The following is a 22,105-nucleotide window of genomic DNA, read 5'->3' as shown; positions in this document are numbered from 1 at the left end:
TGCTCACTTTAAATTAAACCATTTGAAGCAATTTAATCTCGATGCCCCCATCCCCATTAAAAGCCAAAGTCACTTTTGCTTCATAGTAAAAACCACACCATAGAAAAGCCCGACATCACTGCCGGACTCATTATCAATTCTATTATTGGAGGGTATTTATTGGGGGAGAATGATCTAGAGAACGACTACCTAGCCGCTACTGTTCTCAATTTATTTTTGTTAAATTGATTATGATTAGACTACATCCGCCAACTTAAATGAGGCTTAAAAAGTTAATTTACCCAACCCCTTTCTAAATTGACATAAAAATAGTAAAGTTTTCTTATAAAGATAATAAATAATCCAGTATGAGGAGTCGGAATTTTGAAAAAAATATATTTTGTACGCCATGGGCAAACACTTTTAAACCAATTTCGTCGGATGCAAGGTTGGGTGGACTCTCCCTTAACCAAGAAAGGAGAAGAGCAGGCAGCGGCTGTTGGTAAAAAGCTTCAAGATATCAAATTCGACCTGGCGATTAGTTCTGATATGATGCGAGCCACGCGAACGCTTGATATTATTTTAAATCACCATCAAGACACCAACTTTCCTAAACGAGAAATCAATCAAGATGTTCGCGAAGTTTATTTTGGTTCCTTTGAAGCGATTGACAGCGTGACAACTTGGAACATGATCGGTGGTCCTATGGGATATTTTAAGCAAGCCGACTTAATCAATCGATACGGCCTGTTAAAAGTTCGTGATTTTATGCATGAGGCTGATCCTTTTCATTACGCAGAAACCGCCCACCAATTAGAAACCCGGATTCGAAAAGCTGTCTCAACAATTCAAAACCAGCTAACCGAGGATCAAACCGCTCTGGTTGTTTCACATGGAACATACATCAGAAACTTAGCAACCCTCTTTTCACCTGATCGAATGGTGTACGAACAGCCTAAAAATGGCAGCTTTATGGTCTTAAACGTAACTGATAAGCCACAAGTACTGTCCTACAATCAATAGACGCACGTTTCACAAATTAATGTTTAAGTGATAAATTCTTTAATATAATAAAAAAGATCCGGTTAATCACTGGTTGATAAAATAGTGATTAACCGGATCTCTTATAATTTTAATAGCCTAAAGCATTAACATTATGGCGTTTGGCTTTGGTGGTTCCCCAGAAGAAGGTTTTCGCAACCCCGGTAATTTTCTTTTTCGGGACAAATCCCCAATATCGACCATCGTTAGATACGCTTCGATGATCACCAAGCACAAAGTAGTTTCCCTTAGGAACTTTGACTGAATTAGGATGCTTGGCCCAACTCTTGGAAAGGGTTTGTAAATCCCAATTACCGGTGCCAGTTGTTCGCTGATAATGACTGATAAAGTTCTGATTAATTTTTTTACCATTAACATAGATGTTACCATTACTACTGGAAACTGTATCACCGGGTAACCCAACCACCCGCTTAACATAATCAGTATTTGGTTTGGTAGCACTTGGATCCTCACCATGGGCATCAAATACAATAACGCTGAGATGCTTAATCTTAGCGTGTCGCCAAACCAATAAACGCTCATTATTAACTAGATTAGGCTCCATTGAAGGCCCATCAACCTTCGCAACCGTTACGACAGTTGCTTTAATGACCAATGCCAGTGCAAGTCCAATCGCAATGGGAATTATAAATCCCAGTAATCCCTTTAAAAATTTCATTCTTTTACTCCTTCGTGGACTTTCAACATCAAAGTCACCGTTGTTTATTAATGCTTATTTTTATCACGCTTAATTGACACAATCGAGTTATATTTTAGCATATTTTACCGTCAACACAACATTTTAAAGTCATAATTAACACATCTATAATTAGTTGCGCTTCATCTGCCAACCCGTTATCATTATTTTAAGTGTCAATTTCATTAAGTAATCAACGATTAATTCGGAAATTAGGTGATTAAATGATCCAAAATCCCGGCGTGATTAAACGTTTCTGGCTGATTTTTATTTTGGGAACAATCAGTGCCACCGGGCCACTCTCAATTGACTTGTATTTGCCGGCTTTACCGGAAATGACTCAAAATCTACAAACCCAGGCATCCTTAATTCAACTAAGCTTAAGTGCCTGCTTACTGGGACTTGCAATTGGACAATTAATTTCAGGTCCCCTCAGTGATCGGTATGGCCGTAAAAAACCTCTGATGATCGGCTTTTTTATTTTTGCGTTGGTCTCATTACTAATTGCTATTAGTCATTCAGTTTACCTTTTAATTGGCTTAAGATTTATTCAAGGCTTGGCCGGTGCCAGTGGTCAAGTCTTGTCGCGAGCGATTGCCTCAGATCTCTTTTCCGGCCCGCTGCTAACGAGGTTCTATTCACTCCTGTCCGCTGTTAATGGTATCTTTCCAGTTATTTCACCCATTATTGGTGGTTATATGATCAAATACGTGGATTGGCAGGGCATTTTTCTTTTACTAGCATTAATCGGATTAATTGTAACATTAGCCATTTGGGGTGGCATAAAAGAAACCTTACCACAAAGTTCAAGAATTTCCGGCAGTCCAGTCAATTCAATTGTTGCAATGCTTAAATTATTGAAAGGTGCCAAATTTTTAAAATTGATCATGGCTAGTGGTTTGGTTTATGGAGGGCTTTTCAGCTATATTTCAGCCTCTTCATTTGTTTTTCAAAATTACTTTCAAATGAATGTCGCAAGTTTTGGCTTTCTTTACGCAATGAACGGCATTGGCATTGCAATTGGGTCAGCAATTCCAGGATTATTGGCAACTCGAGTTTCTGAAATCAAGCAAATCCGATTTGTTTTGGGATCAACTCTCTTAACGGCGTGCCTGTTAATTCTTAGTTGGTTCCTGCTTAATCAATTACTGATCGTGGTCGGACTGGTTCTATTAATCGTTTGCCAATTTGGGATGCTGTTTACGTTAACGACCTCGGTAGTCATGAATTTATCGTTAAAAAACAGTGGTGGTATTTCAGCTCTATTAGGATTATCCCAAAACGCTATTGGTGGATTAATGTCGCCGATGGTTGGTATCATGGGCAGTCAAACGTATTTACCAATGGCGATTGCAATTGCCGGTTGTATTGGGCTTAGTCTTATTTTATTTACCCAGATCACTTCAGCTAATCAAGCAAAATAATTTAATCATTATCAAAATGGAGACCTGCATTCCTTTATTTTAAAGGATCGCAAGTCTCCGTTTTGAATTAATCACCATTCAATTAAACGCTTTTCTTTAACTTAGCAATCTTGCCTTGTTGAATATAAACACTCAAAATAGCAATGTCTGCCGGATTAACACCACTGATTCTTGATGCTTGGGCAATTGTTTCTGGATGAATTTTTTGAAGCTTCTGACGAGCTTCTGTCGCAATCCCGTCAATTGCCTCATAATCAATTCGGTCCGGAATCTTTTTAGCTTCCATTCGCTTCATTTTTTCAACACTTGATTCAGCTTTGGCAATGTAACCAGCATACTTTGTCTGAATTTCAACTTGTTCAATTACGTGTCGATCCAATTCTTGATCAGGACTTGGAATAAATTGTAAAAGCGTCTGATAGTCAACATAGGGGCGCCTCAAGAAAACGGCAGCTAATACCCCATCTTTCAGCGGTTTATCGCCGTGAGCGGCTACAAATCGGTTTACCTCTTCAGTTGGTTTAATCCGCAACGTTTCTAATCGCTTAATTTCTGATTGAATGGCATTTCTTTTAGCGAGAAACCGCTGATAACGGTCTTTGGAAATTAGGCCAATTTCATAGCCCTTTTCGGTTAGTCGCATGTCCGCATTATCAGTTCTTAACAGCAGACGATATTCAGCCCGACTAGTTAAGAGCCGGTAGGGTTCCTTAGTACCTTTTGTCACCAAATCATCAATCATAACGCCAATATAAGCTTCATTGCGTTTTAAGACAAACGGTCCTTTACCAAGTGCCCGACGACCAGCGTTAATCCCGGCAATAATTCCCTGACCAGCAGCTTCCTCATACCCGGATGTCCCATTGGTTTGGCCAGCTGTAAAAAGATTCTTTACAATTTTAGTTTCCAAAGTCGGCTTTAGTTGATAAGGTGCTACCACATCATATTCAATGGCATAACCCGGACGCATCATTTCTGCATTTTCCAATCCTGAAATGGTGTGTAGCATTTTTTGCTGAACCTCTTCCGGCATTGATGTTGAAAGCCCATCAACATACCATTCTTCAGTCTTTCGACCTTCAGGTTCTAAGAACAATTGATGCCGACTCTTATCAGCAAAACGCACGATCTTATCTTCAATCGAAGGACAATATCGAGGACCGACGCCTTCAATCACACCGGTAAACATTGGTGCCCGATCCAAATTTTCTCGAATAATTTTATGAGTTGTTTCATTTGTGTAGGTCAACCAGCAGGAAAGTTGGTCTTTAACTGCTAAGTAGTCTTTATCGGATGATTCAAAACTGAAATGATGAGGTTTCTCATCGCCCGGTTGTTCCTCAGCTTTAGAATAATCAATCGTCGTACCATCAACCCGAGGGGGCGTTCCGGTTTTAAAACGTTCCAGATCAAAGCCAAGCGCTTCAAGATTGCCAGACAATTTTTCAGCAGGTTGAGAATTATTAGGCCCGGAAGCATACATCAATTCTCCGATAATAATTTTTCCACGAGCGGCTGTACCAGCAGCAATTACAACTGACTTCGCAAAATATTTAGCACCCGTATTGGTGATAACACCTTTGCAAACGCCGTCTTCAACGATTAAAGAGTCAACGATTGCCTGCCGGAGTGTTAAATTAGACTCATTTTCCAACGTATGCTTCATTTCGGCATGATAGGCATGCTTATCGGCCTGTGCCCGCAATGCTTGAACAGCTGGCCCTTTTCCAGTATTGAGCATCCGCATCTGGACATAGGTTTTATCAATATTGCGACCCATCTCGCCACCGAGTGCGTCAACTTCTCGGACAACGGTTCCCTTAGCCGGGCCACCGACTGATGGATTACATGGCATAAAGGCCACCATATCCAAATTAATTGTTAAGATCAGCGTCCGATTGCCCATCCGAGCAGCGGCCAAAGCTGCTTCACAGCCGGCATGACCAGCACCGACTACGATGACATCATAATTTTTCCCGCGATACTTTTGCTTCACATCGCTAACTCGTAAACTTTTCAACTGCTTTTCCTCCAAATGTTTCACATGAAACAGCTTATTTTCCTAAACAAAATTGACTGAACAACTGATCAATCAATTCATCCTGATAACTGTCACCGGTAATTTCACCAAGAAAATCCCAACAACGAGTCATATCAATTTGCACCAGATCAACGGGCATCCCTTCATCTAATCCTTTAATCACGTCTTCAAGAGCACTTTTAGCTTGATTTAGTAAACCGATATGTCGGGCATTCGTGACAATCACATCATTTCGACTGCTTGAAATCCCCTCATTGAAAAACATTTTCGAAATTAATAATTCTAAATTCTTTAATCCGTTTGCTTTAATTGCTGACGTCGAAATCAAGTGATCCGTTTTCGCAAGCCGTTTAACTTCATCCAAATTTAACTTCATTGGTAAATCCGTTTTATTCAAAACCACGATCCGTTGTTTATGATTCGTTACTTCAATCAACTGGCGATCTTCTTCAGTTAGTGCCTCACTGGCATTTAAGACAAGTAGCACCAAATCAGCGCTGTTAATTGCCTTACGAGACCGATCAACCCCGATTTTTTCAACCTTATCCGTTGTATTACGAATCCCGGCAGTATCAACCAGCTTCAGCGGCACTCCTTGAACATTGGCATACTCTTCCAAAACATCCCGGGTCGTGCCCGGAACATCGGTTACAATTGCCTTATCTTCATGCAATAAGTGGTTTAAAAGCGAGGACTTACCGACATTGGGTCTGCCAATAATTGACGTTGCCAGTCCGTCACGCAAAATTTTTCCCTGTTTAGCGGTTTGTAGTAGTTGAACAATTCTTCGATGAACATCCGTTGCTTTTTCACGAAGTAATTTACTGGTCATCGTTTCAACATCATCGTATTCAGGATAATCAATATTAACTTCCACCTGAGCCAAGACATCCAAAATATCTTGACGTAAGTGTTTAATTAAGTGTGATAAATTACCGTCTAATTGACTGATGGCCGCTTTCATGGACCGATCCGTTTTGGCTTCGATCAAATCCATTACTGCTTCGGACTGTGATAAATCGATCCGGCCGTTTAAAAAGGCCCGCTTGGTAAATTCGCCGGGCTCAGCCATTCGAGCCCCATTACTTAAAACTAATTGTAAAATCCGGTTAGTTGCCACAATGCCACCATGACAATTTATTTCAACAATGTCTTCTTTTGTGTAGGTGTGTGGTGCCCGCATTACCGACAACATTACTTCATCAACTTCTTGATTTGTAGAAGGATCGACAATATGGCCATAATTGATTGTGTTGGTAGCAACTTTATCCAGGTTCTTACCTCGATAAAGTTTTTTAGCGACATCTAACGCCTCTTCACCACTAACCCGAACAATTGAAATCCCGCCTTCACCAGGTGGTGTCGAAATAGCCGCAATTGTGTCAAATTCAGTTGTTGTCAAAACCATTTTCCAGTTTCCTCCCGCGTAAAATACAGTCGTATCCAAACCATTAAACCATAAAATGCTTTTAAAAGCACAAAAAAAGTGCCTACTCCATGCGTCAAAAGCATGGATAAAGCACTTTGACTACTTTACCTAGTTAAGATAAGAATGATTACCTTCATCATATTTTAAAGTGGGCCATTTGTCAACGCTAAGTTTTTACCATTTACGGCAACCAACTAGAGAAATTTCTCGATTTACACAGTCCAAACAAATTTCTCCTCGTAAACCCAAGCTGGTGACTTTCCAGCAGCCAAAATTATGTGCCTATTAAGTTTCGCGAATAACAATATATTCTTTACCATTCATTAAAAACCGATCACAAAACTAACTGCTGCACCTGATTAAAAACAGCTCACCAGAAAATTGTTTTCACTCTTAATGGTTATCGTTAGTTTTCGATTTGATTTATTTTGGCGCTACAACGATGACTCGATGTGGCTCCTTACCCGTTGAATAGGTGATAACATGCTCATTATCTGCAAGTGCATTATGAATCTGTTTACGTTCAAAAGATGGCATCGGATTTAAATAAACCGGCTTGCCGTTTGCGATTGCATTTCGGGCTGTTTTATCTGCCAACTGAATTAACGCTTCACTTCTTCGATGCCGATAATCGGCAGTATCGAGTTCTACATTGACGTTATTGGCACCTGACCGATTAACGTAAATTTGGCCAAGATTTTGCAGCGCATTAATTGTTCGCCCATGGCGACCAATTAAGCGGCTCTCTTGTTCAGTATCAATATCAATATAAATTGAATGCCGACTTCTAATGTCAAGTTTTAAGGTAAACGAAAAACCCATGGCTTCAAGGACATCGTTTAGATAATCAGCCAACTGTTGTGAAATTTTATCTAAATCAAGGTTTTCGCCTATCTTTTCATTTTTAACTACATCGTTAGGTTTTGAAACCATCTGATCATCGGTTCTCGTTGATTGAGTTGATTTTTTTTGATGAAGCGAGACCCTAGATTGGTTTGTGGTTACTTTTTTAATTAATTCGACTTTAGCCAGTTTTCGACCGATCCCAAGAAAGCCGTTTCTTGGTTGTTGAAGGACTTTTACTTCAACTTGGTCCTCATTGAGTGATAATTCGGCTAAGCCTTCATTTACTGCGTCTTGGATAGTTTTACCAGAGTAAATTGTCATAATAAACTCCCTTTAATGGATTTAACTGATTTATGATAGCATAAATCATTACATTTATAAATGGTTTAAGCAAAAAAACGCAAACTAAACGCAAACCTTAATGATTTTGTGATATTTGCAACCTCCATTTAACACTATTTTGATAAAGCCGATATAATAAACATTGAGGCCCTAATTTGCTCAGTTAAAAGAAAATCCAAAAATTATCAAGTTCTCGTTTTGGGAGGTGAGGACATTGGCAAATATTAATCAATATGATGCTGGCCGAAACATTATTATCGACCGCCAACATCGGCTAAACAAACTAGAGGAAGCTCAGAAAATTACGTATGCTAATCTGAGCGCTTACGCAGCCATTATGACGGCTGAATTAATTATTGGTTATTGGAATCACATTACAGTTTTAATTGCCGATGGACTCAATAATCTAACCGGCGTTTGCGGGGCAGCCATTCTAATTACCGGACTGAAAATTTCCCGGCGACCACCAGATTCAAATCACGTGATGGGTCACTGGCAATACGAGAATATTGCCGCCTTCCTCTCCGCAACCATTATGTTCGCGATTAGTCTTCAAATTTTAGTTGACGGTGCTTTTGCAGTTCGTCGATACTTTGAAGGGATTGCCGTTCAGCCGAACTTTTGGTCACTCGGAATTAGCCTCATTTCAGCACTCACTATTTCAATTTTGGCAAAATATAACGCCATTAAAGGAAACCAACTCAATAATCAGGCCTTAGTTGCTTCTGGGCAAGATTTAAAAAGTGATGCCTGGACCAGTTTTGGGACTTTCTTATCAATTGGTGGCGCTTATTTAGGCGCTCAGTGGCTGGATGGTGCAGCAACAATTATCGTGGGATTCTTGATTCTTCACGCTTCTATCACCATCTTTAGAACGACTATTATGAGACTTACTGAGGGATTTAGTCCAAAGGTCATTGCAGACTATTCCGAAACAATTAACGAAATTCCGGGTGTTTTAGGTGTTCAGGGAATCGAACCCCGTTGGCTTGGCGATCAAATCGTCATGAAGGTTGGCGTTTATTTGGCTGACGATACTTACGTAGCCAAGGCATATGCAATTGGTGAAAAGGTTGAGCATGCATTGATGAAAAAATATGATATTTTAGATGCGGATGTGATGGCTTACCCCGTTAGTTTAAAGAACGATCCACACCATGTTGATTAAATCGTCTAATAGTTCTTTTCTTTATACCGCCATTTCGATAAATAATAATTTTTCTCACCGACTCTCACTTTTCGAGAGCTTTTTTTAATTTACAAGAACGACTATCTTTGCTACTTCAACTATTACTAACTTACAGGTTGTTTATTTCACAGGAAATACTTATACTAAAACCAAGGCTGGGTAACCGCCCTTTTATTAACAACCTCATCATTTAAAATTAGAATAGTCTAAGGATCGCTTCAATTAAGACGATCATCTTCAACTTCATTTAATTTAAATTGATTGGTGACTATTACTACTCAAGAGGTTAATTAACTTAGGAGGCATTAAAATGTCAAGGAAAATCGGAATTATTGGAATGGGAAACGTTGGTGCTGCTGCCGCTCATTATATTGTCTCAACGGGACTTGCCGACGACTTGGTGTTAATTGATTTGCGAGAAGATAAGGTTAACGCAGACGCGTTGGATTTTCGCGATGCGTTAGTCAATCTTCCCTGGCATATCAATATCACAACTAATGATTACAGTGAACTGAAAGACGCTGATGTGATCATTTCAGCCATTGGTAACATTAAATTACAGGATAATGCAAATGATGATCGGTTTGCCGAATTGCCATTTACCAGCAAGCAGGTTCCTCTGGTTGCCAAACAGATTAAAGATTCAGGCTTTAATGGCAAAATCGTCGTCATTACCAATCCAGTCGATGTCATCACTTCCATTTACCAGGAAGTTACCGGTTTACCGAAAGCCCACGTCATTGGAACCGGAACGTTACTTGATTCAGCTCGAATGCGAGCTTCTGTCGCTGATAAGCTTGGTATCGATTCACGTTCTGTCACTGGCTATAATTTAGGAGAGCATGGAAATTCACAATTTACAGCTTGGTCAACGGTTCGTGTGTTGGGTAAACCAATTACTGAGATCGCTAAAGAAAAAGCTTTGGATCTTGATGCGCTTGATCATGAAGCTCGAGTTGGTGGTTATACCGTCTTCCATGCTAAAAAATACACAAACTACGGTGTTTCAACAGCAGCTGTCCGATTAGCTTATACCATCATGAGTGATGCTCGGACAGAATTGCCAGTTTCAAACTACCGAAAGGAATATGGTACTTATCTTTCATATCCGGCAATTGTTGGTCGCGACGGTATTTTGGAACAGCTTCAGCTGGACTTAACAGATGAAGAACTTAAAAAGCTTCAAACCTCGGCTAACTATATTAAAACTAAGTATGCAGAGAGCCGCCAAAACTAAAATCATCAACCTATCATCATAAAAACCCCCACACCGACTTTTAGGTCAGTGTGGGGGTTAATTTTTCAAGTTAAAATCAATTTATTTCCGTTTACTGCGTTTAGCTTTTCGAATCGCCTTTTTAATTGCACGTTGACGCTCACGTTCTGCTCTTTGCTTTTGTTCACGTTCACGACGGATCTTCCAAGGATTTTGAATGACCAAGGTCTGCCCCACTTGAAAGGCATTGGTGATCACCCAATAAAGTGACAAAGCAGATGGCAGACTGACCGCCATAATTAAAATAAAGATCGGCATTCCAATTGTCATCATTGTTGTCATCGAATTAGATTCCGGCTGGCCCTTCATTGCCAACCAAGAAGAAATAAAAGTAAACAGAGCTGCCAGAATCGGCAAAATAAAGATTGGATCCGGATGACCTAGCTGCAACCAGAAGAAAGTCCCACTTCTTAAGATATCAGTTCGCCAGATTGCCTGATACAAGGCAAACAAAATTGGCATCTGGACAATTAATGGTAAACAACCGGCAAGCGGATTGATTCCAGCTTCAGCGTACAATTTCTTTTGTTCAGCCTGAAGCTTTTGCATCGTTTCAGCATCCCTTGAGGAATACTTCTTCTGCAACGCTTTTAATTGTGGCTGAACTTCCTGTGTTTTACGCATACTGCGCGTCTGGTAAATCATTAAAGGTAAAATCACAATTCTCACCAGAATCGTAAAAATAATGATCCCCATGCCATAATTATCACTAAAGAATTTCGATAACCAGATAATTGCCCGTGAAAAGTTTAAAACAACCCAGCCATCCCAAATTCCGGTACTGTGTTCGGTAATCGGTGCATTACTACAAGCAGATAAAATAATTGTCAAACTCAGTAATGACAGCAATACCGATAGTTTCTTTATTCTTTTTTTCAATGTTTCTCCCCACCATCGTAGTTGGAATCTAATAATCCAGCCAGTTTAAATACATGAATCAAACTGGATTTAACCTTCTGCATCGACATCTGATCAGTTGACGGACGTGCTATTACAATGAAGTCGACATCTTGACGTAAATCAGGTTTTAACTCAAAAATTGCCTGTCTAATTCGCCGTTTGACCCAATTTCTATGTACCGCATTTCCAATCTTTTTTCCAACAGAAATCCCGACGCGAAAATGTAATTGATTCGGTTTATCCAACGTATAAACAACGAATTGACGATTAGCAACCGAGTTATGAGTTTCAAAAACTTTTTGAAACTCAGCCTCTTTTTTTACACGATACGATTTTCGCATGATCCATCTCCACACAACTAAAAATAATGAAAAAGACCACTGAATGGTCAGTGGTCTATGCAGACAATACTTTTCTACCTTTTTGACGTCGGCGTGCTAACACTTTACGACCATTGCTGGTACTCATTCGTTTACGGAAACCATGAACACGAGCGCGATGACGCTTCTTTGGTTGATAGGTTCTTTTCATCAGAAATCCTCCTTATCAGATTAATTAATTAGCGTTTAAGCATTGATTTCGGATGTTCAAATGCATTTCCTTAACATACTAACATATTTCTTCGACAAATGGAATATCCATTTCTTGTTTTGCTAAAAAAGACGCCATCTAAAAAATTTGTTTCATGAACAAAAACTGTGGATAAGTCACCCGTTCAATATACTGAACACAGCAAAAATTCACAGGGATATCCACAGGTTCACAGCTTGTTCTTTAAGTTATCCACAGGCTGGGGATAAAATTATTGAGATCTTCCAAAAACTTGATAATATCGGCTTTAGTTATCCACAGTAAGCTGTTAATTCAACTAATTTTTTACCCTTTTTTCCACTTATCCACAAGTTACTTATCCTCACTGTCCACCCCTGTGAAACAATTATACACAGGCAGATTCTGCCTGTGGAAAACTTTGATTTAGAATGCTAGAATTAATTTGCATTTCGAATAACGACTATTTAATTAGGGGGGACATTTAACGTGTTAACAAAAGAGTCACTGTGGCAGAAATTGAGCGCAGAGTTTCGAAAGAACACCACTGATCTTACATATGATACGTGGATTAAACCTGTAACACCTGTTGATTTTGATGGATCAACGCTAACTTTATCCCTTCCTTCCGAGTTACACCGAGATTACTGGAAAGAACAACTGGCACCAAATTTAATCGAATACGCATTCATCATCACCAAGGGGAATATTGAACCAAAATTTGTCTTGGATTCTGATATCAAAAAAGAAGCACCAAAAAAAGAGCCGGTTAAAGCCGACTCTAGCGATGATAACGATGATAATCAGGGCGAAACCTTTTCGTTTAGTAAGGAAAATCATTTAAATCCCAATTACACCTTCGATAATTTTATCATTGGCAAAGGAAATCAAATGGCTCACGCAGCTGCCTTGATTGTTTCCGAAGAACCCGGCAAATTGTATAATCCGCTATTTTTCTACGGCGGCGTTGGCTTGGGAAAAACTCATTTAATGCAGGCAATTGGTAATAAACGACTTGAAGATCATCCCGAAACAAATGTTAAATACGTTACCAGTGAGGCCTTTACCAACGACTTCATCAACGCAATTCAAACCAATCGAACTGAAGAATTTCGACGTGAATATCGAAACGTTGATTTGCTAATGGTGGATGATATTCAATTCTTCGCCCAAAAAGAGGGAACCCAAGAAGAGTTCTTTCACACTTTCAATGATTTGTACAATAACGACAAACAGATCGTCTTGACTTCTGACCGTGTCCCACAAGAGATTCCTAAACTCCAGGAACGCTTAGTATCCCGGTTCGCCTGGGGACTACCAGTAGATATAACGCCCCCAGATTTAGAAACTCGAATTGCCATCTTAAAAAGTAAAGCAAAACTAGATCATCTATCAATTCCAAATGAAACTTTATCCTATATCGCCGGACAGATTAACTCAAATGTCCGGGAATTAGAGGGCGCGCTTTCACGAGTCCAAGCATATTCAAAACTTAAAAATGAGCCCATTACTACCGATTTGGTTTACGAAGCTTTAAAGGGCCTGAAGCTTGCCAAAGCCAATAACGAATTATCAATTATGGACATTCAAACCAAGGTTGCCAGTTACTTTCATGTCACTATCAGCGACCTTAAAGGAAAAAAGCGAATGAAATCAATTGTTATCCCAAGACAAATTGCGATGTACCTTTCAAGAGAGATGACCAGTAATTCACTACCAAAAATTGGTAAAGAATTCGGGGGCAAAGATCACACAACCGTCATCCATGCTTGCGATAAAATTGCAGAAGTTATTAAAATTGATGCTGACATTCGCAAAGAAATCACCGATATCAAAACTGCGTTAAGCTAAATGGTATAATGGGCTGTGGATAAATGTTAAAGAAGCCAGTGAGTTATACACAGTTTTATCCACAGATCTTTTCCTTGCTGGTAAAAGCAGTTTAAATAGTTATCCACAAATCCACAGGAACTACTATTACTGCTTTTTTTATTTTTTGCTTTATTCTTTATATATAACATTCTGGGAGGTCAGCCAACAGTATGAAATTCACAATTAGTAGAACGGCATTCACAAAAGCACTAAACACAGTTTCAAGAGCAATTTCAACCAAAACAACCATTCCAATTTTGACGGGATTGAAATTACAAGCAACTCAGTCAGGACTAATCCTGACTGGTAGCGATGCGGATATTTCAATTGAAACCACCATTAAAACTGAAAACCCAGATAATCTTTTAGCAATTGAATCAGAAGGTGCCATTGTGTTGCCTGCACGATTTTTTACAGATATTGTTAAGAAATTACCGGAGGAAACTTTAACCATTTCAGTCGGCGAGAACTTTCAAACACTAATTACTTCAGGACAGTCCTCATTCACCATTAACGGACTCGACGCAAATAACTATCCACATTTACCAGAAATTGAAACAACCAATTCAATTCCATTAGCTGGAGATCTTTTAAAACAAATAATCAGCCAAACGGTTATTGCCGTATCAACTCAAGAAAGTCGGCCTATTCTAACGGGTGTCCATTTTATTCTGTCAGAAAATAATTTTTTGGCAGTTGCGACTGACAGTCACCGACTTAGTCAACGTAAAGTCACCTTAGAAACGCCCATAAACGGTTCCTTTGATTTTGTGATTCCAGGAAAAAGTTTAACAGAGCTTTCCAGAATGATTGAAGACAACAAAAAAGACATTGTTCTGTCAATCACAGAAAATCAAGCTCTCTTCACTATTGGGGACACATTATTTTATTCACGACTTCTTGAAGGAAATTATCCGGATACCTCACGCCTAATTCCTGATACACATGACACTAGAATTTCATTTGACGCACCAGATTTGTTAGCTTCAATTGAACGTGCCTCTCTGTTATCTCATGAATCTCGAAACAACGTTGTTAAAATTACCGTCAAACCTGAAACTAAAACCGTCACAATTTACGGTAACTCTCCAGATGTTGGTAACGTTGAAGAAGATATGAAACCAAAAACAGCTGAAGGCAACGAATTGGAGATCTCTTTTAACCCTGATTATATGAAAGATGCCTTACGATCATTCAGTCAGGCAACGATCAATATTGATTTCACTTCTTCTTTGCGGCCATTTACATTAACACCAACCGAAGACAGTGACAGCTTTGTGCAATTGATTACGCCAATTAGAACTTTTTAAAACACGTCCACATAACGTTAACTTGATTAATTCACATACCATAAACCGCACGGTTGCTTCAAAAATGCCGCCGCGGTTTTTATTTTTGACTTTATTTGCAAAATTCATGGTTAAAAATCAAACCAAATTACTTAAAAAGAATATCCTTGTAAATTGCCAGTCAGAATTATAAAAACGAGGAGATCACAACATATTTGTCCATATACGTGTTTCTTAGAAGATTTCAGTCCCTTTTAACAAAAGTGCCGAAAAATCAAAAAACAGCTCAGAATGCATATAAACCCCCAAGATCATATACTTTTAAACGAAAAAAGCGTATAATAGATATGTGCAAAAGGTGGGTGAAATTGTGAAAAAAGAGATTTTCATTGATAGACCTTATATAACACTTGGTCAATTACTTAAAGAAGAATCAGTTATTGATAGTGGCGGCCAAGCAAAATGGTACTTAAAAGAACACGTCGTTAATGTTAACGATGAACCGGATAACCGCCGGGGCCGTAAGCTCTATGCAGGCGATCATGTGGAAATTCCAAAGGTCGGCTTATTTTTTATTCGCTCAAAGCAGGGTTCTAAATGAGATTGGAAGACATTTCATTACGTAATTTTCGTAATTACATTGATCAATCACTTAAATTTTCTGCAGGAATTAACGTTTTCTTAGGTAAAAATGCACAGGGCAAGACAAATTTACTTGAAGCTATATATGTATTAGCGCTGACTAGAAGTCATCGAACATCAAATGAAAAAGAGCTGATCAATTGGCAAAGCCAAACAGCGCAGTTAAAAGGCACTATTCAAAAACAGCTGGGAAAGGTACCAATTGAACTGGACCTTGGCCTTAAGGGAAAACGAGCCAAAGTGAATCATTTAGAACAGGCAAAATTATCCAGCTATGTTGGTCAATTAAATGTCATCTTATTTGCACCCGAAGATTTATCTATCGTTAAGGGTGCTCCACAGATTCGGCGTAAATTCATGGATATGGAATTTGGGCAAATGAGTAATCGCTATTTATATAATTCTGCTCAATACAAAAAAATCTTAAAACAGCGAAACCGATATTTACGGGATCTTCAGCATAAAGCTCAATCAGATAGAATCTTTCTGGATGTTCTATCAGATCAATTATCCGCCTATGGTGCCGAAATCATTTATCAGCGAATTAAACTACTAAGAAAACTGGAGCACTTTGCTAAAATCATCCACACAGAAATATCTCAAGGGAAAGAGCAATTGACTTTTGTCTATCAAACGGCTGTTTCAAATAAGCAGCTAGTCTCTGTTGAATCAATTTATCACAGCCTGTTAAGCAAGTTTTCTGATATTAAAGAAAAAGAGATTCAACGCGGAACAACACTTTTGGGACCTCATCGCGACGATCTTAAATTTGCTATTAACCAAAAGGAAGTTCAGTCATTTGGGTCACAAGGCCAACAACGGACTACGGCGCTTTCTGTTAAATTAGCGGAAATTGATTTAATGAAAGAGCAAACAAACGAATATCCAATTTTACTTTTAGATGACGTTTTGTCTGAATTGGATGCTTATCGACAGACCCATTTACTAACAGCTATTCAAAATAAAGTTCAAACATTTTTAACAACAACGAGCTTAAGTGATGTTCAACAAGAACTACTCAGTAATCCAAAAATATTTAAAATTACAAACGGTAAAGTTAGCTTGGAAGAATCGTAAAGGAGATAAAGTATGGCTGATCAAAAAGAAACTAAAAAAGAACTTGCAAATGAATATGATGCCAGTCAAATTCAAGTTCTTGAAGGCCTGGAAGCGGTTCGTAAACGTCCAGGAATGTACATTGGAACGACTTCCTCACAAGGCCTGCACCATCTTGTATGGGAAATTGTTGATAACGGAATTGATGAAGCATTAGCTGGCTTTGCCACTAAAATTACGGTTACGGTTGAAAAAGATAATAGCATCACAGTTACTGATGACGGTCGCGGTATTCCGGTTGATATTCAAAAGAAAACCGGCAAACCGGCTCTGGAAACCGTTTATACAATTCTTCATGCAGGTGGAAAATTTGGCGGTGGCGGCTATAAAGTTTCCGGCGGCTTACACGGGGTAGGTGCGTCAGTTGTTAACGCGCTTTCTAAAGAGTTAGATGTCTCGGTTACTCGAAACGGCAAAGTTTATTACATGGATTTTTCTCGTGGACACGTCACGACCAAAATGAAAGTAATTGATCATGTATCAGATGATTTACATGGGACCAAAGTACATTTCTTGCCTGATCCGGATATCTTTAGAGAAACCACGACTTTTGATATTAAAATTTTAACAGCTCGGCTAAGAGAGTTAGCCTTTTTGAATAAAGGGTTACGAATTATCATTCGAGATTTGAGACCTGAGAAGCCAACTGAACAAGACTTCCTTTACGAAGGCGGTATTCGTCATTACGTTGAGTACCTTGATAAAGATAAAGAAACATTGCTCAAGGAACCAATCTACGTTGAAGGCGTTGAAAATGGTATTACGGTTGAAGTCGCCATTGATTATTCTGAAGATTATCATAGTACATTAATGACCTTCACAAATAATATTCATACGTATGAAGGCGGTACTCATGAAGAAGGCTTCAAACGAGCTTTAACTCGAGTGGTAAATGACTACGCTCGAAAAAACAATTTGCTTAAGGATAATGAGGCTAACCTTTCTGGAGAAGATGTCCGTGAGGGAACCACGGCGGTTGTTAGTATCAAGCATCCCGATCCTCAATTTGAAGGTCAGACCAAAACCAAGCTTGGAAATTCGGATGCCCGGACGGCAACGGATCGAATTTTTAGTGACCATTTTTCAAAATTCTTAATGGAAAATCCTAAATTAGCAAGAAAAATTGTTGATCGTGGGTTATTAGCGTCCAAGGCAAGATCTGCTGCCAAGCGGGCTCGAGAAGTTACCAGGCGTAAAAGTGGTTTGGAAATCAGTAACTTACCCGGTAAACTTGCCGATAACACGAGTAAGGATCCAAATATCTCGGAATTGTTCATTGTCGAGGGTGATTCCGCCGGTGGCTCTGCTAAGCAGGGACGCTCAAGATTAACGCAAGCCATTTTACCAATTCGTGGTAAAATTTTGAACGTTGAAAAAGCCAGCATGGATCGAATCTTAGCTAACGAAGAAATCCGGTCGCTCTTTACCGCAATGGGGACAGGTTTTGGTGAAGATTTTGATCTATCCAAAGTCAATTATCACAAGTTGATTATCATGACCGATGCGGATGTTGATGGGGCCCATATTCAAACGTTGTTGCTGACACTGATTTATCGCTATATGCGGCCCTTAATTGACGCCGGATATGTTTATGTTGCCCAACCACCGCTATACCAGGTTCGACAAGGTAAGATGCAGCGGTACATTGATTCAGACGAAGACCTTAACCAATTTTTAGGGACGCTTCAGCCATCACCAAAACCGGTTATTCAACGATATAAAGGATTGGGTGAAATGGATGCTGAGCAACTTTGGGAAACGACTATGAATCCTGAAAATCGCCATTTATTAAGAGTTGAATCATCAGATGCGGCAGAAGCTAATCATGTTTTCTCCATGTTAATGGGCGATAAGGTTGAACCAAGACGTGAATTTATCGAAAAAAACGCGACATTTGTTGAAAACCTGGATGTATAAAGTTAAAAAACAAAATGATAAGCAAAGAAATAAGACTCGTTTAACTGCTTAAATGTTTCATATGAAACATTTGGGTTCCTTAATTTTGAATGGAGGTAAAAAAGTTTGGCTAATGAAACCAACCAAAATGGAGATTTTCCTGGTCGAATAACTAATGTCGATTTATCCAAGAAAATGCGCACGTCTTTTTTGGATTATGCGATGAGTGTGATTGTTTCACGAGCACTTCCAGACGTTCGTGATGGATTAAAACCGGTTCATCGACGAATCTTGTATGATATGAATGAACTGGGAGTGACCCCTGATAAACCCTATAAAAAGTCAGCCAGAATTGTTGGGGATGTTCTTGGAAAATATCATCCACACGGTGATACGGCTGTTTACGAATCAATGGTCCGAATGGCTCAACCCTTTAGTTATCGTTACATGTTAGTAGATGGCCATGGTAACTTTGGTTCAGTCGATGGTGACGGAGCTGCCGCTATGCGTTACACGGAAGCTCGATTAAGCAAAATTGCGATGGAAATGCTACGGGATATTAACAAAGACACAATCGACTTTGTTCCAAACTATGATGGGACTGAACGCGAACCAAGTGTCTTACCATCTAGATTCCCCAATTTATTGGTAAATGGGGCCTCCGGCATTGCGGTTGGAATGGCTACCAATATTCCACCTCATAATTTATCAGAAGTTATTAGTGCAATTCACGTTTTGATGAATAATCCCGAAGCAACAACTGCAGACTTAATGGAAGTCCTGCCAGGACCTGATTTTCCAACTGGTGGAGTGGTAATGGGTAAATCAGGAATTCGCAAGGCTTATCAGACTGGCCGCGGGACAATTATTTTACGGGCAAAAGTAGAAATTGAAGGTGAAGCTAACGGCAAGCAACGGATTATTGCTACTGAATTGCCTTACATGGTTAACAAAGCCAAGTTAATTGAACGAATCGCTGAATTAGCCAGAGATAAACGGATTGAAGGCATCACGGATATTAATGATGAGTCAGATCGAGAAGGTCTGCGAGTTGTTATTGATGTTCGTCGGGATGCCAGTGCGGAAGTCATTTTAAATAATTTGTACAAACTTACATTAATGCAAACATCGTTTAGTTTTAACATGTTAGCAATTGTAAAAGGAACACCACGGATTTTAAGCTTGAAAGAAATCCTTCAGTACTACTTGGAACACCAAGTTGAAGTAATTACCAGGAGAACCAAATATGAGTTAAAAAAAGCGCAAGCTAGAGCTCATATTTTGGAAGGCTTAAGAATTGCCCTTGATCATATTGATGAAATTATTAAGATTATTCGTGGGTCGCAAACCGGTGAAATTGCTAAGAACCAATTGATTGAAGGATTTGGTTTGAGCGATAAGCAAGCCCAAGCTATTCTGGACATGCGACTGGTTCGTTTAACTGGTTTGGAACGTGAGAAGATTGATAAAGAATATAATCAATTGATGAAAGATATTGAAAACTTCAAAGCCATTTTAGCGAGTCGTGATCGGATCAACCAAATCATTTATGAGGAATTATTGGAAATCCAAAAGAAATTTGGTGATCCGAGACGAACTGAACTTCTAGTCGGTGAAGTTTTGAGCCTAGAAGATGAAGATTTAATTGAAGAAGAAGACGTGATCGTTTCACTAACTCACAACGGCTATATCAAACGGTTACCAACAACTGAATTCAAAGCTCAAAACCGCGGTGGCCGTGGCGTCCAAGGAATGGGTGTCCACAATGATGATTTTGTGGAACAATTAGTTTCAACGTCGACTCATGATGTTTTACTATTCTTTACGGATGCCGGAAAAGTATATCGAATGAAAGGTTATGAAATTCCTGAGTATGGGCGATCAGCCAAGGGAATTCCAATTGTTAACCTGTTGAACATTAATTCCGGCGAAAAGATTGAAGCGGTCATTAATATTTCTGATCGTAAGAATGACGTTCAGAAAGATCTATTGTTTGTGACGCTAGATGGTACTGTTAAGCGAACACCGGTTTCTGAATTTGCAAATATTCGAAGTAATGGTTTGATTGCCATTCATCTTAAAGATGGCGATCAATTAATCAATGCGCTGATTATTGACCCGGATCAAAATATTATTATTGGGACTCATTTAGGATATGCAATGAGTTTTAATGCTTCAGATGTTCGATCAATGGGCCGCTCTGCAACCGGTGTCCGAGGCATTCGATTACGGGATCATGATTATGTTGTCGGTGCAGATGTTTTAAAGCCTGATAATGAGGTCTTTGTGATTTCGGAAAAGGGATTTGGAAAGCGAACACCGGCAGCTGATTACCCAATTAAGGGTCGAGGTGGTAAAGGTGTTAAAACAGCCAATATCACTAAAAAGAATGGTCCACTTGCCGGCTTAACAACGGTTAATGGTAACGAGGACATTATGTTAATCACCGATAAAGGGGTCATGATTCGGTTTGGAATTGAAGATGTTTCGCAAACCGGTCGGGCAACCTTGGGAGTTCATTTAATTAAGATTGATGAGGATTCCAAGGTATCGACAATGGCTAAGGTTGAAAAACAAACAACTGAAAATGAACAACAAACTGATGATCAATCTACATCTGATAATCAATAAGCTGTTCAAGATAAAAGAATTTAATTCAAGTTAGTGGCCGGGACATAAGTCGAAAAATGGTCGCAAATCAAAGGAATCCCGTGTAATCAGCATGATAAATTGTTGATTACATGGGATTTTATTTTTAATATAGATCAAAATTTGAGTGACACCCTTATGTCCCAGCCTCTTTGTGCTAGCTGGTTTTAAAATTAGTCATCTTCTGGTAATTGATTTGGATTATTACCTTTAGATTCGTTAGGATTATGTCCTTTCGTCAAATAGCCACGCCAAACCCAACCGGTGTCGTGTTGACCATCAACTTGGTAGTATACCCGTTTTTTAGAGCCCTTTTGGAGAACCCAAACAACAACCACATTCCAGGTTTCATATGGATACTTATTTAGGTTGGAATGTTTGCTAACTGTTGGTGTATTCCAAAGAATAGCACTCTTTTTTGGGTTTTTAGCATGATAAGGGATTCCTGGATAGGCTCTTCCCTTAATGACCTTCCACCCCGATTTAAGAACGATTCGTTGTTGTGCCGATACAGACATAGTTGTGACTGGGAGTATAAAGCTAATCATAAAGACACTCAAAATTATAGTTAACAGAATTCTTTTTTTCATTCAAGTCCCCTCTTTTCGAATTGATTATAGCTGAAAAGATACAGTAATGATAGTTTTAGAAATTAGTCGAGCTTCCAGCAGTTTCAAGAGAACGAAACTATACTTTGATCAAATAGTGGCTAACTCTGACAATCGCAGTGAGTAAAAGTTCTTTTTTAAGGTCAAACAACAGTGGCCTTAACAGATAGGAAAATTGAAAATCAATCGTGCCATCTTCATATAAATCAATATGATCGAAAAGTTGAGTTAATCGGCCCCCTGACACTGCCGTTCTGTTTTATTTAAAAATTGTTAGTGTAAATCGTTGACTTACTTTTTGTAAGTGATATTGTAAGACT

General features: G+C 39.1%; 18 protein-coding genes. 10 read left to right on the top strand and 8 right to left on the bottom strand.

Going from position 1 to position 22,105, the window contains the following annotated elements:
- Positions 1-363 precede the first annotated feature (363 nt).
- Positions 364-1,002 carry a histidine phosphatase family protein gene (locus ED605_RS06525; RefSeq protein ID WP_121978088.1) on the top strand — a complete coding sequence of 213 codons (639 nt, stop codon included), beginning with the start codon at positions 364-366 and terminating at the stop codon, positions 1,000-1,002.
- Between the two features lie 109 nt (positions 1,003-1,111).
- Here ED605_RS06525 and lepB read toward each other — a convergent pair whose 3' ends face one another.
- Complete coding sequence (gene lepB, locus ED605_RS06520) at positions 1,112-1,699, bottom strand: signal peptidase I (protein ID WP_121978087.1); 588 nt, start codon at positions 1,697-1,699, stop codon at positions 1,112-1,114.
- Positions 1,700-1,941: 242 nt separating this feature from the next.
- Here lepB and ED605_RS06515 point away from each other — a divergent pair, with 242 nt between their 5' ends.
- The gene (locus ED605_RS06515; RefSeq protein ID WP_121978086.1) at positions 1,942-3,141 is read left to right on the top strand and encodes a multidrug effflux MFS transporter; all 1,200 of its coding nucleotides are present in this window, start codon (positions 1,942-1,944) and stop codon (positions 3,139-3,141) included.
- Positions 3,142-3,223: 82 nt separating this feature from the next.
- Here the strand turns inward: ED605_RS06515 and mnmG are convergent, their stop codons facing one another.
- The 3 genes from mnmG to jag all read right to left on the bottom strand — a co-directional run bounded on the left by mnmG (position 3,224) and on the right by jag (position 7,778).
- A complete protein-coding gene (gene mnmG, locus ED605_RS06510; RefSeq protein WP_121978085.1) occupies positions 3,224-5,161 on the bottom strand; it encodes a tRNA uridine-5-carboxymethylaminomethyl(34) synthesis enzyme MnmG in 1,938 nt (645 codons plus the stop codon).
- 34 nt (positions 5,162-5,195) lie between these two features.
- Positions 5,196-6,590, bottom strand: coding sequence for a tRNA uridine-5-carboxymethylaminomethyl(34) synthesis GTPase MnmE (gene mnmE, locus ED605_RS06505; RefSeq protein ID WP_121978084.1), 1,395 nt, complete (start codon positions 6,588-6,590; stop codon positions 5,196-5,198).
- A 444-nt stretch (positions 6,591-7,034) separates the two neighbouring features.
- On the bottom strand, positions 7,035-7,778 hold the full coding sequence (jag, locus tag ED605_RS06500) for an RNA-binding cell elongation regulator Jag/EloR (protein ID WP_121978083.1): 744 nt from the start codon (positions 7,776-7,778) through the stop codon (positions 7,035-7,037).
- Between the two features lie 226 nt (positions 7,779-8,004).
- On the opposite strand from jag, the gene ED605_RS06495 reads away from it, so the two are divergent.
- Complete coding sequence (locus tag ED605_RS06495) at positions 8,005-8,967, top strand: cation diffusion facilitator family transporter (RefSeq protein ID WP_121978082.1); 963 nt, start codon at positions 8,005-8,007, stop codon at positions 8,965-8,967.
- Positions 8,968-9,298: 331 nt separating this feature from the next.
- On the top strand, positions 9,299-10,225 hold the full coding sequence (locus ED605_RS06490; RefSeq protein WP_121978081.1) for an L-lactate dehydrogenase: 927 nt from the start codon (positions 9,299-9,301) through the stop codon (positions 10,223-10,225).
- An 81-nt stretch (positions 10,226-10,306) separates the two neighbouring features.
- Here ED605_RS06490 and yidC read toward each other — a convergent pair whose 3' ends face one another.
- The 3 genes from yidC to rpmH are packed head-to-tail and all read right to left on the bottom strand — an operon-like array spanning position 10,307 to position 11,695.
- The gene (gene yidC, locus ED605_RS06485) at positions 10,307-11,143 is read right to left on the bottom strand and encodes a membrane protein insertase YidC (protein ID WP_121978080.1); all 837 of its coding nucleotides are present in this window, start codon (positions 11,141-11,143) and stop codon (positions 10,307-10,309) included.
- Positions 11,140-11,505, bottom strand: a complete 366-nt coding sequence (gene rnpA / locus ED605_RS06480; RefSeq protein ID WP_121978079.1) for a ribonuclease P protein component — start codon at positions 11,503-11,505, stop codon at positions 11,140-11,142. Before rnpA ends, yidC begins: the two co-directional genes overlap by 4 nt.
- A 55-nt stretch (positions 11,506-11,560) precedes the next feature.
- Positions 11,561-11,695, bottom strand: coding sequence for a 50S ribosomal protein L34 (gene rpmH, locus ED605_RS06475; protein WP_003550985.1), 135 nt, complete (start codon positions 11,693-11,695; stop codon positions 11,561-11,563).
- Between the two features lie 507 nt (positions 11,696-12,202).
- Here rpmH and dnaA point away from each other — a divergent pair.
- From dnaA to gyrA, 6 genes are all read left to right on the top strand, one after another.
- Positions 12,203-13,564 (top strand): chromosomal replication initiator protein DnaA, encoded by a 1,362-nt coding sequence (dnaA, locus tag ED605_RS06470; protein ID WP_121978078.1) that lies wholly within the window; start codon positions 12,203-12,205, stop codon positions 13,562-13,564.
- A gap of 191 nt (positions 13,565-13,755) precedes the next feature.
- On the top strand, positions 13,756-14,895 hold the full coding sequence (dnaN, locus tag ED605_RS06465; RefSeq protein WP_121978077.1) for a DNA polymerase III subunit beta: 1,140 nt from the start codon (positions 13,756-13,758) through the stop codon (positions 14,893-14,895).
- A gap of 349 nt (positions 14,896-15,244) precedes the next feature.
- On the top strand, positions 15,245-15,475 hold the full coding sequence (yaaA, locus tag ED605_RS06460; RefSeq protein WP_191981351.1) for a S4 domain-containing protein YaaA: 231 nt from the start codon (positions 15,245-15,247) through the stop codon (positions 15,473-15,475).
- The gene (gene recF, locus ED605_RS06455) at positions 15,472-16,593 is read left to right on the top strand and encodes a DNA replication/repair protein RecF (RefSeq protein WP_121978076.1); all 1,122 of its coding nucleotides are present in this window, start codon (positions 15,472-15,474) and stop codon (positions 16,591-16,593) included. The genes yaaA and recF overlap by 4 nt, the downstream gene beginning before the upstream one ends.
- A gap of 12 nt (positions 16,594-16,605) precedes the next feature.
- Entirely contained in the window at positions 16,606-18,549 is a 1,944-nt protein-coding gene (gyrB, locus tag ED605_RS06450) for a DNA topoisomerase (ATP-hydrolyzing) subunit B (RefSeq protein WP_121978075.1), read from the top strand.
- A 105-nt stretch (positions 18,550-18,654) separates the two neighbouring features.
- Entirely contained in the window at positions 18,655-21,159 is a 2,505-nt protein-coding gene (gyrA, locus tag ED605_RS06445; RefSeq protein ID WP_121978074.1) for a DNA gyrase subunit A, read from the top strand.
- A 191-nt stretch (positions 21,160-21,350) separates the two neighbouring features.
- On the opposite strand, the gene ED605_RS06440 is transcribed toward gyrA, so the two are convergent.
- Positions 21,351-21,767 carry a hypothetical protein gene (locus ED605_RS06440; RefSeq protein WP_121978073.1) on the bottom strand — a complete coding sequence of 139 codons (417 nt, stop codon included), beginning with the start codon at positions 21,765-21,767 and terminating at the stop codon, positions 21,351-21,353.
- Positions 21,768-22,105: the final 338 nt, after the last annotated feature.

This window comes from Lentilactobacillus raoultii (assembly GCF_900411375.1).
Lineage (GTDB): Bacteria > Bacillota > Bacilli > Lactobacillales > Lactobacillaceae > Lentilactobacillus > Lentilactobacillus raoultii.
Note: the sequence above shows the minus strand (reverse complement) of the source record. Positions and strands in the feature narration are given on the sequence as shown.